The organism is Halopenitus sp. POP-27 (assembly GCF_029889855.1).
Lineage (GTDB): Archaea > Halobacteriota > Halobacteria > Halobacteriales > Haloferacaceae > Halopenitus > Halopenitus malekzadehii.
Genome location: NZ_JARANU010000003.1, coordinates 87749 through 103252 on the forward strand (window position 1 = coordinate 87749; position 15504 = coordinate 103252).

The 15504-nt window shown below is 66.7% G+C and carries 12 protein-coding genes; 6 read left to right on the forward strand and 6 right to left on the reverse strand.

The features are described 5' to 3' along the window. Nucleotides 1-454: 454 nt before the first annotated feature. Entirely contained in the window at nt 455-2653 is a 2199-nt protein-coding gene (locus tag OQF70_RS03145; protein ID WP_280535789.1) for a PAS domain S-box protein, read from the reverse strand. 158 nt (nt 2654-2811) lie between these two features. On the opposite strand from OQF70_RS03145, the gene OQF70_RS03150 reads away from it, so the two are divergent. Further along, nucleotides 2812-3522, forward strand: a complete 711-nt coding sequence (locus OQF70_RS03150; protein ID WP_280535790.1) for a MogA/MoaB family molybdenum cofactor biosynthesis protein — start codon at nt 2812-2814, stop codon at nt 3520-3522. A gap of 70 nt (nt 3523-3592) precedes the next feature. Here the strand turns inward: OQF70_RS03150 and OQF70_RS03155 are convergent, their stop codons facing one another. After that, complete coding sequence (locus tag OQF70_RS03155) at nt 3593-4066, reverse strand: hypothetical protein (protein ID WP_280535791.1); 474 nt, start codon at nt 4064-4066, stop codon at nt 3593-3595. Further along, nucleotides 4066-4650, reverse strand: a complete 585-nt coding sequence (locus tag OQF70_RS03160; RefSeq protein WP_280535792.1) for a DUF2240 family protein — start codon at nt 4648-4650, stop codon at nt 4066-4068. The genes OQF70_RS03155 and OQF70_RS03160 overlap by 1 nt, the downstream gene beginning before the upstream one ends. Before the next feature lie 204 nt (nt 4651-4854). Between OQF70_RS03160 and OQF70_RS03165 the strand changes: the two genes are divergently transcribed. The 4 genes from OQF70_RS03165 (at nt 4855) to ilvD (ending at nt 8297) form a co-directional block, all read left to right on the forward strand. Continuing rightward, entirely contained in the window at nt 4855-5229 is a 375-nt protein-coding gene (locus OQF70_RS03165) for a 30S ribosomal protein S8e (RefSeq protein WP_092817889.1), read from the forward strand. 228 nt (nt 5230-5457) lie between these two features. After that, complete coding sequence (gene purS / locus OQF70_RS03170) at nt 5458-5709, forward strand: phosphoribosylformylglycinamidine synthase subunit PurS (protein WP_092817895.1); 252 nt, start codon at nt 5458-5460, stop codon at nt 5707-5709. Next, a complete protein-coding gene (gene purQ / locus OQF70_RS03175) occupies nt 5706-6383 on the forward strand; it encodes a phosphoribosylformylglycinamidine synthase I (protein WP_280535793.1) in 678 nt (225 codons plus the stop codon). Before purS ends, purQ begins: the two co-directional genes overlap by 4 nt. Before the next feature lie 111 nt (nt 6384-6494). Next, nucleotides 6495-8297 carry a dihydroxy-acid dehydratase gene (ilvD, locus tag OQF70_RS03180; RefSeq protein WP_280535795.1) on the forward strand — a complete coding sequence of 601 codons (1803 nt, stop codon included), beginning with the start codon at nt 6495-6497 and terminating at the stop codon, nt 8295-8297. A gap of 9 nt (nt 8298-8306) precedes the next feature. Here the strand turns inward: ilvD and OQF70_RS03185 are convergent, their stop codons facing one another. Next, complete coding sequence (locus OQF70_RS03185) at nt 8307-9095, reverse strand: DUF2391 domain-containing protein (RefSeq protein WP_280535796.1); 789 nt, start codon at nt 9093-9095, stop codon at nt 8307-8309. 60 nt (nt 9096-9155) lie between these two features. Next, a complete protein-coding gene (locus OQF70_RS03190; RefSeq protein ID WP_280535797.1) occupies nt 9156-11567 on the reverse strand; it encodes a PAS domain S-box protein in 2412 nt (803 codons plus the stop codon). A 561-nt stretch (nt 11568-12128) separates the two neighbouring features. Between OQF70_RS03190 and OQF70_RS03195 the strand changes: the two genes are divergently transcribed. Next, nucleotides 12129-12809 (forward strand): metallophosphoesterase family protein, encoded by a 681-nt coding sequence (locus OQF70_RS03195; protein ID WP_280535798.1) that lies wholly within the window; start codon nt 12129-12131, stop codon nt 12807-12809. A 4-nt stretch (nt 12810-12813) separates the two neighbouring features. Here OQF70_RS03195 and ppk1 read toward each other — a convergent pair whose 3' ends face one another. Next, the gene (ppk1, locus tag OQF70_RS03200; RefSeq protein WP_280535799.1) at nt 12814-15369 is read right to left on the reverse strand and encodes a polyphosphate kinase 1; all 2556 of its coding nucleotides are present in this window, start codon (nt 15367-15369) and stop codon (nt 12814-12816) included. Nucleotides 15370-15504: the final 135 nt, after the last annotated feature.

Here is a 15504-nt window from a genome sequence, read left to right on the forward strand (position 1 = left end):
ATGATGGAATGCACACCATTATGAGATACAGACGTGGTTAGTTGCATCGAAACTAATCCTCGTAGCGGAATCGGATGTTTTTCTCCGGAATACTCTCAATTAGTTCAGCCTCACACAGTATCTTAATTCGATTTTCATCAGCCAAGACTCCGAGAGCATCCCGGATATCTGTTGAAATAGGACGGCCCTCTGCGTTAACTAAAGTTCGTACTTGTTCCAGCGTTACCCACTCGACCTCAGTATTCTGAAGCGTCTCTGAAACTTGCTTAGCATCTTTCCGGGTTCGTTTCCGTCTGCTTCTCATAATGCATCCTATTCGTTAGGAATCTATATTTAAATATCTATCTACAGTACAGAAGAACTGAAAGAATTTCCTCAAGGAAGCAGTGGTAGGATGATTGTTTGCGCGCAACGACCACGCACACGACGCACGGTCCTCTATCGCAGTCATATGCTATTCGGCCGCGAACTCGACGCCGGTGAACTCGAACCGCGCGCCGCCGTCGGCTCCGTTGGTCACGGTGACGTCCCACCCGTGGGCCTCGGCGATCCGCTGCACGATGCTCAAGCCGAAGCCGGTTCCCTCGGCGTTCGTCGAATACCCGGCTTCGAACACGGCCGCGGCGTCGTCGTCGGGAATCCCCGGACCGTCGTCCTCGACGGAGAACCCGTCCTCGAGGCCGCCGATCGTCACGGTCACGGTCTCGCCGCCGTGCTCGACGGCGTTTCGGATGAGGTTCTCGAACAGCTGTTTGAGTCGCTTCTCGTCGGCCATCACGGTTCGGTCGTCGGCGATGACCAGCTCGGCGTCGCTCGTCGCGACGGTCTGCCAACACGCCTCGACCACGGCCGCGAGATCGACCGCGTCGGTCTCCGCGACGGCCTCACCCTGCCGGGCCAGCGTGAGCAGGTCCTCGATGAGTGTCTCCATCCGGCCGTGGGCTCGCTCGACCGCGTCCAGGTGCGGGCTCTCGCACTCCTCGCGTGCCAGCTCGAGGTGCCCGGTCGCGACGTTCAGCGGATTTCGCAGGTCGTGTGAGACGATGCTCGCGAACTCCTCGAGGCGCTCGTTGGCCCGCTTGACGGTTTCGCGCTCGGTCACGTCGATGTACATCGCCAGCGTGCCGGTGACCTCGCCGTCGGCGTCTTTTCGCGGGACCGCCCGCAACCGGGTCTCGATCACGTCCCCGTCGGCGGCCACCAGATCGCGGGATTCGTTGGTGAACGCACCGTTCAGGGCGTCCTCGTAGCCGCCGTCGTCGATCAGCGCCCGCTCGGAGTCGGTCGTGTAGCACTCCGCGAGGTCGGTGCCGACGAGCGCGTCCGGCTCGACCCCGAGCGTGTCCGCGAACTGGTTGTTACAGTCCTCGATGATCGGCCGGCCGTTCTCTGCTCGCGTGACGACCGCCATCACCGGCGCCTCCTCGAACAGCGTCCGATACTGCTCCTCGAGCCGGGTCGTCAGATCCTCCAGCTCCTCGGTCTTTCGCTTGAGTTCCTCGGTCTTCCGCTCCAGCTCCCGTTGGTAGCGCTTGGAGTCGTCGATGTCGAGGTGGATCCCGACCGCACGGACCGGCTCCCCGTCCGCGTCCCGGTCGACGACCCGGCCGAGGTCCCGGATCCACTTCCACTCGCCGTCGGCGGTCCGCATTCGATGCGTGGTTTCGTAGTGGTCCGTGTTCCCCCGCAGATGTGCCGCGAGCGCGTCCCTGACGTCGTCGATGTCGTCGGGGTGCACGCGCGACTCCCACGTCTCGACGTGCGGTTCGAGGTCGTCGAGATCGTAGCCGAGCATCTCGGCCCACTGGTCGTTGAACTCGACCGCGTCGGTCCGCATGTCCCAGTCCCAGACGCCGAGGGTCGCCCCTTCGACCGCGAGCTCGAGCCGGTTCTTGAGCGTCCGGATCTCCCGCAATCGCTGCTTCCGCTCGGTGATGTCCCGCGAGATGACCATGAACCGGTCGCCGTCGTTCACGGGCAGGCGAGTCAGATGCACCTCGACGGGGAACCGCGTGCCGTCCGCGGTCTCGAACGTCGTTTCGATCTCGGTCCGGTCGCCGACGTCCATTCGGCTCCAAATCTCCCGCAGCTCCTCCGGATTGATCTCCCGGTCGATCTCCCAGACCTTCTGCCCGACGAGTTCGTCCTTCGGCTGGTCGAACGCCTCGCAGAACTGTCGGTTCACGTCGACGATGGTCCCGTCGGTGGTGTGGATGTCGATCATGTCGGGGGAGTTCTCGAAGAGCGTCTCGAAGCGAGCCGTGGTCCGTTCGAGGCGGTCCTCGCGCGCCTTGGCCTCGGTGACGTCGCTCACGCGGACGATGTATCCGCCGATCGTCGTCGCCCGCTGGGTGCGTCCCCGCGCCTCGAGCCATATCCACGACCCGTCCGCGTGGCGGAAGCGAAAGTCGGCGGTGACGATCCCGTCGTCCGCTGACTCGAACAGGTCGGTGAACGCCGCACGGACGTCCTCGTGATCGTCGGGATGGACGTGTTCGAAGAGCCGTTCACCGACGTCGTCTCCAGGTTCATACCCGGTGAGACGCCGTATGGACGGGCTTTCGTACAGGATATCTCCCGGCTCCGTCACGATCAGGACGCCGTCGGCGAGGTTCCGAACGAGCTCCTGATATTGCTTCTGCGTCAATTCCATTTTGCAGGACATTGATATCAATCATTTAAGAAGTCTTGCATTATTCGGGGCGTGGGGAGTCGATCCGGGCGGCGTCTCCCAGGTTCCTTCCCGTCACCGAGCCACCGTGCAGCGCCTCGACACGGCACGTTTTCCGTCTGCCCATCCAATCGGCGTCCATGACCGACCACTCACACGCCGATCACGCCGACGCCGCTGACCACTCCGACGACCACTCTCACGATCGCGACCACTCCCACGATCACGACCATTCCCACGATCACGACCATTCCCACGATCACGACCACTCCCACGACCATCATCAACACGATCTGGCCGAACTGGACGTCGCCGTCGTCACGGTCACGAGCTCGCGGTCGATGGACGAGGACGCGACCGGCGATCGCCTCGTGGCGATGCTCGAGGAGGCGGGCCACGAGGTGTCGGTTCGGGAGCTGATCCCGGACGACTTCGACCGGGTACAGGGGACGGTCAACCGGCTCGTCGGACGCGGCGACGTCGACGCCGTCATCACGACCGGCGGGACCGGCGTCACCCCGGACGACGTCACGCCCGAGGCGGTCCGCCCGCTCTTCGAGAAGGCGCTGCCGGGCTTCGGGGAGACGTTCCGGCGGCTCTCGTTCGCCGAGGTCGGCACGAAGACGATCGGTTCGCGGGCGACCGCCGGGATCGCCGACGGCGTCCCGGTGTTCTGCCTGCCGGGATCGACCGACGCCGTCGTCCTCGGCCTCGAGGACGTGATCCTCCCGGAGGTCGGCCATCTGGCGGGGCTCGCGCGGCGGGACGCCGACGAGGGAGAGGTGAACGAGGGGAAAGGGGACGCCGAGGACGGAGACACCGAGGAGGACGCTGAGGCGAACGGGAACTGACTCGAGGAACACCGATCGTGACGGGACGCCGATTCCGCGATCGCCGCTCCCTGCGCCCGCGTCAGCGCCGTCAGTCCGACTCGCTGGCGGCGTCGAGGGCGGGCAGCACCCGCTTGACCGCCGCGCCGTCCTCGAGGAAGACGATCGTCCGGGGCGGCCGGACCGCCTTCGGGCGGGCGCGCAGGTCGGCGGCCTCGGCGGCCTCGGCGACCGCATCGACGCCGACACGGAACTCGAGGCGGACGCGATCGGGCTGGACGAACGCCTCGGCGATCGTCGTGGCGTCGTCGATCGCGTCCGCCGTCACCGACTCTTCGTCGGCGTCCAGGGCGGGCTCGCGCCTCTCCGGACCGTCCGCCGCGTCCGCCGCGTCCGCCTCGCGCACGCGGACGATCCGGTAGGCGAGCGCGCCGTCGAGGGTCGGCTCGACGTCGGGGTCGGCGTCGGTGACCTGGAGGTCGCGCAGTCGCCCCGCGTCGCCGCTGATCTCGGAGGCCAGCAGCTGGGCGATCCGGACGCTGTCCTGTAGGCGGTCGTCGACCATCAGGCGACCTCCTCCGCGGTCGTGTCCTCGTCGTGGGGGCTCTCGTCGGCCTCCTCGTCGTTCGCATCGGCGCCGTCGGCCTCGGTGGCATCGGCATCGTCCGCCTCGCTGACGTCCGCATCGGCGTCGACGCCCTCACCGGCCAGCAGGTCCTCCCGGACCGCGCCCGCGAGCGGACCGACGTCGACCCCCTGTTCGTTGGCGTACAGCACCGCCGCGGCCTCGATCGTGATCTCGAGGCCGCGTTGGCGCTCGTTGATCGCGGCGACGGCAGTCCGCTTGTCAACGCCGGCGTCGACGACCGCCTCGAGGGCGCGCTCGAAGGTCGACTGTTCCCGGAGGATCGACTCGTCGGGAGTGAATCCCTCCGGCACGTTCACGGCGTCCGGATCGAAAGCGGGGACCAGATCGTCGTCCTCCCGGTCGAGCAGCCCACGCCCGGTGGCGACGTCGACGAGGCGTTTCGCCTGGTCGGGCGAGAACCAGTCGCGATCCAGCGAGAGGGCGACGACGAACTCGCCCTCGCCGAGTCGGTCCCGTCCCTGCTGGCGGAACGGCGCCGCGACGGCGGTCCGAAGACTCATACACGGCCGGGGGCGAGCCACGCCGGTAAAGCTACCGAACCGGGACGCTCCCGGCGCCTGTGGGCGCCGGAGTTGCCGACCGCCGCGTTCGACGACGGCCGGGCTTGATGGCCGCCGCGTTCGCTGACCGGCGCTTCAAACGGCCGTCAGCGACGACGCCCCCGAGTCGAACGGTTCAAGTATTCGCTCGGCGTTCCTGGGCGTATGAAGGACCAGGGACGCTCCACGCGGAAGCGAACGGGCGGTCGACTGCGACCCTCACACGACAAGAAGCGCCACCAGCTCGGCCGCGAGGCCGCCGAGACGACCGTCGGCGAGCCCCGCTTCCAGTACATCGACGCGCGCGGCACCGAGGAGAAGGTTCGCGCCCTCTCGACGAACGTCGCGCAGGTCTCCGTCGACGGCGAGACGGTGTCGGCCGAGATCGAGAACGTCGTCGAGAACCCCTCGAACGTGAACTACGTGCGCCGAAACATCCTCACCAAGGGTGCCATCATCGAGACGAGCGAGGGCCGCGCCCGCGTCACCTCCCGACCGGGCCAGACCGGCCTCGTCAACGCGGTCGCCGTCGACGAGTAACGCGACCGTTCTCGCGCTGCCACGTTCCCGACGATCGCCCCACGAGCCGTTGCGCCGCCGATCCGACTGGGCAATCGATCCGACGAGGCGACCGACCCGACGAGGCGATCGACCCGGGCGGGCCGACGCGCCGGCTCCGTCGCGATCCGCCGGTCCGGTCTATCCACGAACGTGGATATGGTTGTCGTTCCAAAACCGTTTTTGCACACGACTTCGCAGTATCCGGTGATGACCGCCTACACTGCGACCGTCACCGTCCGGCTCAAGCGGGGCGTGCTCGACCCCGAGGCCGAGACGACGAAGCGGGCGCTCGAACGGCTCGGCTTCGACCTCGAGGACCTCCGGTCGGCGGACCGGTTCGAGATCGACCTCGAGGCCGATGACGCCGACGACGCCGCCGAGCGGGCCGGCGAGATGGCCGAGCGTCTGCTGGCGAACCCGACCATTCACGACTACGAGGTCACGGTCGACCAGCGATGACCGTCACCGTCCTGCAGTTCGGCGGCTCGAACTGCGACCGGGACGCCGTCCGGGCGCTCGAACATCTCGGGATCGACGCCGAGCGCCGCTGGCACGCGGACGGCCTCCCCGCCGAGACCGACGGGATCGTCATTCCGGGCGGGTTCTCCTACGGCGACTATCTCCGCGCCGGCGCGATGGCCGCCCGCGCGCCCGTGATGGCGGAGGTTCGCGCGGCCGCAGCCGACGGAACGCCCGTCCTCGGCGTCTGCAACGGCGCCCAGATCGGCGCCGAGGCGTCGCTCGTCGCCGGCGCGTTCACCACCAACGAGAGCGCGCGCTTCCAGTGTGAGCCCGTTCACCTCCGTGTCGAGCGCGCGGACACGCCCTGGACTGCCGCCTACGACGTGGGCGACGTGATCCGGGTGCCGATCGCTCACGGCGAGGGCCGCTTCGAGATCGACGCGGACGCCTACGAGACCCTCGAGGCGGACGGCCGGATCCTCTTCCGGTACTGTGACGCCGACGGCGACGTCACCGACGCGGCCAACCCCAACGGCTCGACCGGAAACGTCGCCGGCATCCTCGGCGAGCGCGAGACGACCGCCGTGTTGATGCCCCACCCCGAACGCGCCACGCTGCCCGACGTCGCCGCGAGCACGGACGGACAGGGCATTCTGCGGGCCTTCGCCTAGATCGGGCGTTCCTCGAGGGGCGTCGGTGGCCATCGCGACCGCCACCCGCCACACCGGACGGGAACCCGTTCGACGTTAACTGTTTAAACGACCCGACCGCTACCTCACTGTATGAGCGACCAGCAGGGGGGCGCCACGCCCGCCGCCGATGACGCCGCTGCCGAGGATCAGCACCGCCGTGAGGACGCCGACCGGTTCGCGGGCCGGAAGGACGAGGACCTCCGCAGCCGGGACGTGACCGAGGGGGCCGACAAGGCCCCGCACCGGTCGATGTTTCGCGCGATGGGCTTCGACGACGAGGACCTCTCCTCGCCGCTCGTGGGAGTCGCCAACCCCGCGGCGGACATCACCCCGTGTAACGTTCACCTCGACGACGTCGCGGACGCGGCGGTCGACGGGATCGACGCGGCCGACGGGATGCCCATCGAGTTCGGCACGATCACCATCTCCGACGCCATTTCGATGGGGACCGAGGGGATGAAGGCCTCGCTCATCTCTCGGGAGGTCATCGCCGACTCCGTCGAGCTCGTCTCCTTCGGCGAGCGGATGGACGGCCTCGTGACCGTCGCAGGCTGTGACAAGAACCTCCCCGGGATGATGATGGCGGCCATCCGGACCGATCTCCCCTCCGTGTTCCTGTACGGCGGCTCGATCATGCCCGGTCAGCACGATGGCCGTGACGTCACGATCGTCCAGGTGTTCGAGGGCGTCGGCGCGTACGCGCAGGGCGATATGGACGCCGACGAGCTCAACGACCTCGAGCGCAACGCCTGTCCGGGCGCCGGCTCCTGTGGCGGGATGTACACGGCCAACACGATGGCCTCGATCTCCGAGGCGCTCGGGATGGCGCCGCTGGGGTCGGCCTCGGCGCCCGCCGAGGTCGACGAACGCTACGAGGTTGCCGAGCGCGCCGGCGATCTGGCGCTCGACTGCATCGAGAACGACCGCCGGCCCTCCGACATCCTGACCCGGAAGTCCTTCGAGAACGCGATCGCGCTCCAGACGGCGATCGGGGGCTCGACGAACGGCGTGCTTCACCTGCTCGCGCTGGCCGCCGAGGCCGGCGTCGACCTCGACATCGAGGACTTCGACGAGATCTCCCGCCGCACCCCGAAGATCGCGGACATGCAGCCCGGCGGCCAGAGCGTGATGAACGACCTTCACGAGATCGGCGGCGTCCCGGTCGTGATCCGCCGGCTGCTCGAGGCCGGACTGTTCCACGGCGACCAGCTCACCGTCACGGGGCGAACGATCGCCGAGGAACTCGAGCGGCTCGACCTCCCCGACGAGGAGGCGATCGACGCCGACTTCCTCTACACGGTCGACGAGCCCAAACAGCCCGAGGGCGCCATCAAGATCCTGACGGGGAACCTCGCGCCGGAGGGCGCGGTTCTGAAGGCCACCGGCCAGGACGAGTTCTACCACCAGGGTCCCGCGCGGGTCTTCGAGAACGAGGAGGACGCCATGGAGTACGTCCAATCCGGCGCGATCGACTCCGGCGACGTCATCATCATCCGCAACGAGGGGCCCCGCGGCGGGCCCGGAATGCGCGAGATGCTCGGCGTCACCGCCGCCGTCGTCGGCGCGGGTCACGAGGACGACGTCGCGCTGCTCACCGACGGCCGGTTCTCCGGTGGCACCCGCGGCCCGATGATCGGCCACGTCGCCCCGGAGGCTGCCGAGGGCGGCCCGATCGGCCTGATCGAGGACGGCGACGAGATCACCGTCGACATTCCCGAACGCGAGCTCTCCGTCGACCTCTCGGACGACGAACTGGCCAGCCGCCGCGGGGAGTGGGAACCGCCGGAGCCGCCCTACACCGGCGGCGTCCTCGCGAAGTACCACCGCGATTTCGCCTCCGCGTCCCTCGGCGCGGTGACGAACCCCAGCCTCACGCCCGACCGGCGGGAGTGAATCCGGGCGTCAATCGTCGTCGAACAGATCGTTGATGTCCTCGCCCTTGCTCTCGCCCGGCAGGATGTCGCCGAGCGCTGCCCCCAGCGCGGCGGGCGCCCAGACCACGCACACTCGGGCGAGCGCCTCGAAGCGGGTCGGGTCGTCGATCGCGAGCCGGCCCCACAGGGCCAGCATTCCGAACGCGCCCACAAAGGAGACGAGCAGGACGCCGAGATAGCGCCGGGGAATGATCCCGAACAGCGGTCGCGTGACGCGCACCTCGCGGATGTCGGCGTAATACAGCAGCCCGCCGGTCAGTCCCAGGACGAACAGGACGTGCGCGAGGAAGACGACCGGGATCGGCCCGATTCGAACCGTCGTGAACCACTCCGCGATCAGGAAGATCCCGTCCTCGACGAGGAACGGGAGCGCGAAGATGACGCTTCCGACGAGCGCCTCGGCCATGTCTCGCGAGGTGTATTTATAAATGTGTTCGGTGAAAGCGGTGCTGCCCGGCATCCGCTGGACCAGCGAGATCGTCTCCTGGACCCGGTGGCGCTCGTGGGGCTCGTCGACCGTCTCCGAGAGTTCGTCGAGCCGGTCGAGCAGGTCCTCGATGTCGGGGTTCTCCTCGGAGTCGCCGCCGTTTCTGGGGTCTCCGCCCCGCTCGTCGCGTCGGTCGGCGGCGTCGACCGACTCGGTGGTCGACCCGTCAGATCCGTCCCCGTTCGATCGGATCGGTTGCTCGTCCTCGGTCGCTCCCAAATCCGAATCCGAATCCGGATCCGGATCGACGTCCTCGCCATCGGCGGCCATATCCGTCCTCTCGACGGGCATCCGCAAAAACCCACCCGCCGTCAGCCCTCGTGGACGTCGTCACTTCTCGCCGAACTCGACGCCCGTGATCTCGAACCGGGCACCGCCGGCGTCGCTTTCGGTCACGTCGACGTCCCAGCCGTGGGCAGCGGCGTACTTCTCGACGATGGCGAGTCCGAATCCGGTCCCGTCGTCAGCCCCCGAGTAGCCGTACTCGAAGACGCGGTCGCGCTCCTCCGGGGGGATCCCCGGGCCGTCGTCGGCCACGTACAGCCCCGTCTCGTCCGGGAGCTCCCCGACGGTGATCGTCACGTCGGTGCCGCCGTGTTCGTCGGCGTCCTCGCGAGCGTTCGAGCGAGGGCTGGTCGAGCTGTGCTCGTCGGCGTCCTCGCGAGCGTTCGAGCCGGGGCTGGTCGAACCGTGTTCGACCGCGTTGGTGAGGAGGTTCTCGAACACCTGACGGAGGAGTCCCTCGTCGGCCCGGATCGGTCGGTCGACGTCGACGACGAGCGTGGCGTCGGCAGTCGTCACCGTCCGCCAGCACGCCCGGGCGACGGTTGCCACGTCGACCGTCTTGATGTCGACGTCGGCGGCGTCCTCCCGGGCGAGCGTCAGGAGGTCAGCGATCAGCGCCTCCATCCGGTCGAGCGCTCGCTGGACGTCCTCGAGGTGGTCGCTGTCGCACTCGTCGGCGGCGAGCTCCACGCGCCCCTGCGCGACGTTGAGCGGGTTCCGGAGGTCGTGGGAGGCGATGCTCGTGAACTCCTCCAGGCGCTCGTTCTTCTCGACGAGCTCCCGTTCGCGCGCCCGAAGCGTCTCGGTCCGATCGACCTGCTCGAGGGCTGTCGCGACGTTCCCGGCGAGGATCTCCCCGAGCACGACGTCCTGTTCCGTGAAGTCGTCGACCGTCTCGGAGCCGGCCACGAGGACGCCGTGCTCGGCGAGCGGGAGGTACACCTCGCTGCGCAGGTCGGTGTCCGGGTCGTAGACGTCCGGGTCATCGCGGACGTCCGGGATCGACAGCGGCTCCCCCGACTCGTAGGCTCGCCAGGCGATGGCCTCGCCCGCGGTGAACGTCGGCGGTTCGCCGACGAGATCGCGGATCGCGTCGGTGGCGGCGACCGGGGGCAGCTCGCTTCCGTCGGCGTCGACGAGGTGGATCGCACATCCCTCGAGCCCGATCACGTCCCTGGCGGCGGCGACGCCGATCTCGGCGACCGCCTCACGGGTGCGGGCGCCCATCAGTCGCTGGGTCGTCTCGTTGAGCGCGGCGAGGCGGCGTTCGTGGCGCTCGCGCTCGGTCACGTCGCGGTACGTCCAGAGGTGGCCGCTCCCGTCCGGCAGGTCGATCGGGCGGTAACTCCGGGCGACGGTTCGCCCGTCGGCCAGCTCGATCGGCTCCTCGGTGACCGGCTCGCCGTCGGCGATCCGCCGGTCGATCCCCGCGAGGAATTCGGCCGGATCGGCGAAGCGGTCGCTGACCGACTCCGCAAGCTCTACGCAGTCGGCGCCGGTCGCGGACGACGGCGATCCGGGCATCCCGAACAGGTCGAAGATCCGTTCGTTGGCCGCCAGGACTTCGCGATCGGTCGTCTCGGCCAGGACGCCGACCGGCAGCGTGTCGAACAGCGTCGAGAGGACGGCGTTGGTCTCCTCGAGTTCGCGCCGCTGGTGCCGTTGGTCGGTGACGTCCTCGAACTGTGAGACGATCGTGATCACGCTCCCGTCGGCGCCGGTGACCACGCGGTTGTGCCACGAGCAGAGCCGGCGCTCGCCGTCGGCGGTGACGATCTCGTTCACGCTGTGGTAGCCGCCCTTGTCCGCGAGCAACTGGCGTTCGACCTCGGCGACGTGTCGCTGAAGTTCCGGAGGAACGATCGGCATCCACGTGCCGCCGACCAGGTCTGGCTCGTCGTAGCCGGTTATCGACTCGGCAGTCTCGTTGACCCGACGGATCGTGAACGTCTCGTCGTAGACGATCGTCCCGAGCGGCGACTGATCGATGAACCGCGAGAGGCGACGTTGGCTCTCCGCAAGCGCCTGCCGGGAGCGATGCTGATCGACGACGTTCTCGATGCGGTTCGCGAGCACGGTGTACTGGTCGATCCCGGTTTCCTTCTGGATGTAGTCGGTCACGCCCGCCGAGATCGCCTCGCTCGCGATCTCCTCGGATCCCTTGCCGGTAAAGAGGATGAAGGGAACGTCCGAGTCGATCGCCCGGACGCGTTCGAGGAATCGCAGTCCTGTCTCCCCCGGCATATCGTAATCGGAGACGACACAGTCGATCGTCCCCTCACGGACGTGTTCGAGCCCCGCGGTCGTGTCCGTCTCGGTGATGACCGTGAACGCGTCGTCCTCGCGTTCCACCGCGAGCGCCGTCAACTCGGCGACGTCGGCGTCGTCATCGACGTGGAGGACCCGGATCTCCGCAGGCGGATCGGCCGTCGGGTATCCGTCCGTGTGCTCCGACATAACTTCTCGACGTACGGCGGCGATCCACGTATAAGTTGGCGTCCGACCGTCTCGGAACCGAGACGGCGATCGCTTGATCGGCGTCAGAGGCGTCGATCGGTCCTCCGGTCGGGGACGTGAGGCGGCCGTGGATCCGTGGTGCCGGTCTGTGGGGAGCCGGTTGCGGGAAACTGGTCAGCGAGGAGCCGGTCTGCCTGTGGACGGTCTCCAACACCCCTCACCCGACGTGCCGTCGAGTACAGTCCGGACAGAGCGTTCCGCGTTCGCTCTGGGCCGGGATCGAGGCGCCGCAGCGCCAGCAGGTCGACCGCGCGATCGTGTACTCGGTGTGCGATTCGATCGATACGTGTTCACGGTTTTTCCGCATAGAGTGTTTGAACGTATTGATATACTAAATACTTCTGTACAAGTACGTTATAATTGTTTAATGATCTGGATGGATACACCATCTCGGAAATCATATATAGTGGTGTTGTCGGCTATTATAAACTGCTTAAGCCGCATTCGACGTCGATCGACGCGACGATCGGCCTGCGACCGGCCCGATCGAAGCCACCACATATGACACCTCAGTTCAGCGAGGCGGTCGAAGCCCACCACGACAGGATCGACGTATCGGCGCACGACGAGGTCTACATCATCGGGGACGTCCACGGCAGCCGGGACACCCTCGAACGACTCATCGCGGCGTGTGCGATGGACGAGGACGACCTCGGGATATTCGTCGGCGACCTCGTTCGAAAGGGACCGGACAGTCCGGGCGTCATCGACGTCGTTCGCGACGATCCGCGTTTCATCAGCGTCCGGGGAAACAACGAACAGAAGATCGTGCGCGGCGACACGGACCCACAGTGGCTCCGAGAGGGGGATCTCGCGTACCTCGAATCGCTTCCTGTCGTGATTTCGTTCGACGATGCGCTCGTGGTTCACGGCGGCGTCGACCCGACCCGCCCGCTCGAAAGCCACACCGTCGACGAACTCCTAACGATGCGGGCGCCGAACGGTGACGGGTACGATGGGCCGTTCTGGTACGACGACTACGACGGACCCCACCGCGTATTCTTCGGCCACACCGTTCACGAATCCCCGGTCGATCGGGAGTTCGCCATCGGCCTCGACACCGGATGTGTCTATGGAGGAGCGCTCACCGCATACCGATACCGTCAGGACGACTTCCTCACGACCGATCCGGCAGTGACACACCAGTCCCGGGCGGATTCGAAGGTCGTTTCCCCGATCTGATCCGCTACTCCTGCCGGATCGTCTCGTACTCTGACTGGAGGCGTTCGCGTGCGCCCGAACGCGTCTTAAAATATCGACGGTTTCCGTCGATCGTTCTGACCGCCCACTCGTACGTCTCGCTATCCGGATGATACCATCGGTCCGAATACGCCTCGAACACGGAGATCTCCGCTGGCTCCGTCCCATCGCCTCCGGAGCCGTTGGACGCCGTCCGATCGATCTCGACGTCACCGGGGCCCGCCCCGTCGGTCTCCGTCGCCATCGCGTCCGCCTCGGGTGCTGCGTTGGTTACGGGATCCACGTCCGCCTCGTGATCTACACCCCTTGTGGGGCGGGCGGCCTCCGAAACTTCGGTCACGAGGAGTTCCTCGTGGATCGCATCCGTCTCGATCCGGAGTCCCATCCCGGAGTCACGATCGAGGGCCGCGTCGGTCGCCTCCATCAACAGCTCCTGGATGTCTCGGACCGGCTCCCCCTCCTCGGGGGTGTTCTGTTCGTAGCTCCCGTCGCTTTGCATCACCCACCGACGGCGGTTATCACGCAGTGACGCCTCCAGTATGAACCGGAGCTGCCGCCGAAGCCGTTCGTTCTCGACCGGCGTGACGGCTTCGACCCGATGGTCGAGGTTTCGCGTCATCCAGTCGGCCGACCCGAGATACCACTCCGGCGTCCCTCCGTTCTCGAAGTAGAAGATCCGGGCGTGTTCGAGGAACCGACCCACGATGGAGTGGACGGTGACGTTCTCGCTTACCCCCTCGATGCCGGGTCGGAGTCGACAGATGTCCCTGACCAGCAGGTCGATCTCGACGCCGGCCCTCGAGGCCCGGTAAAGTTCCTCGACCATCGACGGGTCCTCGAGTCCGTTCACCTTCACCACGATACGCGCCCGACGACCGGATCGTGCGTGTTCCGCCTCGCGTCTCACCATCTCGGTGAACCGTTCGCGCATCGTCACGGGCGCGATGAGGAGCTTCCGGAACCGGTCGTCCAGCGTCGGACCGGTGAAGAAGTTGAACACCTTCGTGAGATCGAGGCCGACGTCGCGATCGGCGGTCAACAGGCCAAGATCGGAATAGCCCTTCGCGGTTCCGGAGTGGTAATTGCCCGTCCCCACGTGGGAGTAGAGCTTGACGCCGTCGTCCTCCCGCCGCACCACGAGCGCGGTCTTGGTGTGCGTTTTCAACCCGACGGTCCCGTAGGCGACGTGGATGCCTTCCTCCTCGAGCTGTCGGACCCACTCGAGGTTGTTCTTTTCGTCGAACCGGGCCTTGAGCTCGACCATCACGGCCACCTGTTTGCCGTTCTCCGCCGCGTCGATCAGGCTCTGGATGACCTTCGAATCGCTCGCGGTTCGATAGATCGCCGCCTTCACCGCAAGCACGTCCGGATCGTTTGCCGCTGCATCGAGGAACCGTTGTACCGTTCCCTCGAAGGAGTGGTAGGGATGGTGGACGAGAACGTCACCCTTGCGGATCTCGCGGAAGATGTCCGAGGCCGTGGGTTGTGGGTCCGTGGCCTGTGTGTCCGTGGGTTCTGGGTCCGTGGTCGTCGGTTCCAATCGCGGGTGGGGTCGTGGCGTCCAGTCCGGGAGTTTGAGGTCCGGTCGATCGCGGTCCGTGAGCGCGAAGAAGTCCGAGAAGTCGATCGGCCCCTGTCGATGGAACACCTCTCGATCGTCGACGTCCAGCTGGTCCGTGAGGATCGCGAGCGATTCCTCGGGCATGTCGGCGTCGACCTCTAGCCGGACGACCGTCGCAAAGCGGCGCTGTTCGATCACCTCCTCGACCATCTCGATGAGGTCCTCGGCGACCTCCTCGTTGCGCCGCACTTCGGCGTTCCGCGTGACTTTGAACTTCGAGACGTCACGGACGTCGAGCCCCGGCAGGAGGAGGTCGAGGTTGGCCTCGATGAGGTCCTCGATGAGGACGTAGTGGTGTGTTTCACTCGGGACCTCGACCAGTCGGGGTTGGTTCGACGGGATCTTGATACGGGTGAACCGCGGCTCGTCGGCGTCGCTCGCGGACAGCACGGCAAGTGACAGCGAGCGGTTCGAGATGAACGGAAACGGATGCGCCGGATCGAACACGAGCGGCGTCAGCGTCGGCAGGATGGACTCCTCGAAGTAGTCCCGAAGGGCCTCTCGGTCGTCCGTCGGGAGCGTCTCGTGATCGCGGATCGCGATGCCCGCATCGGCGAGCGTCGGTTTCAACGTCGTGTACCAGTACTCGGACTGTTCGTGAAACAGCGGGCGGGCGGTCTCGAGGACCTCCTCCCACTGTTGGGTGGGCGTTCGCCCGTCCGGCGTCGTGGTCCGGACGTTCGCGTCGATCTGTTGTTTGAGTCCACCGACCCGTTTCATAAAGAACTCGTCGGTGTTCTTCGTGAAGAACGCGAGAAACCGAAGCCGCTCCAGTGGTGGATTCCGCTCGTCCATCCCCTCCCGAAGCACGCGCTCCTGGAACGCGAGTTCGGAGAGCTCCCGATTGAGATAGTAGTCAGGATCCGTGAGATCGATTTCCGCCGTTGACTCGCCGTCCGAATGCTGCGTACTGTTTTGCATATGTGTGAATAACTCATTGCTGTGACCGGTGCCGGGCCCGGTCGGTGGGTGTGGAGTGACCGTACGCGTCGAGCCCGTCCCGGAGCCAGTCGCCGAGTCGTCCCGACCGTCGGCCGTTCCACGGCCGGTCGTGGT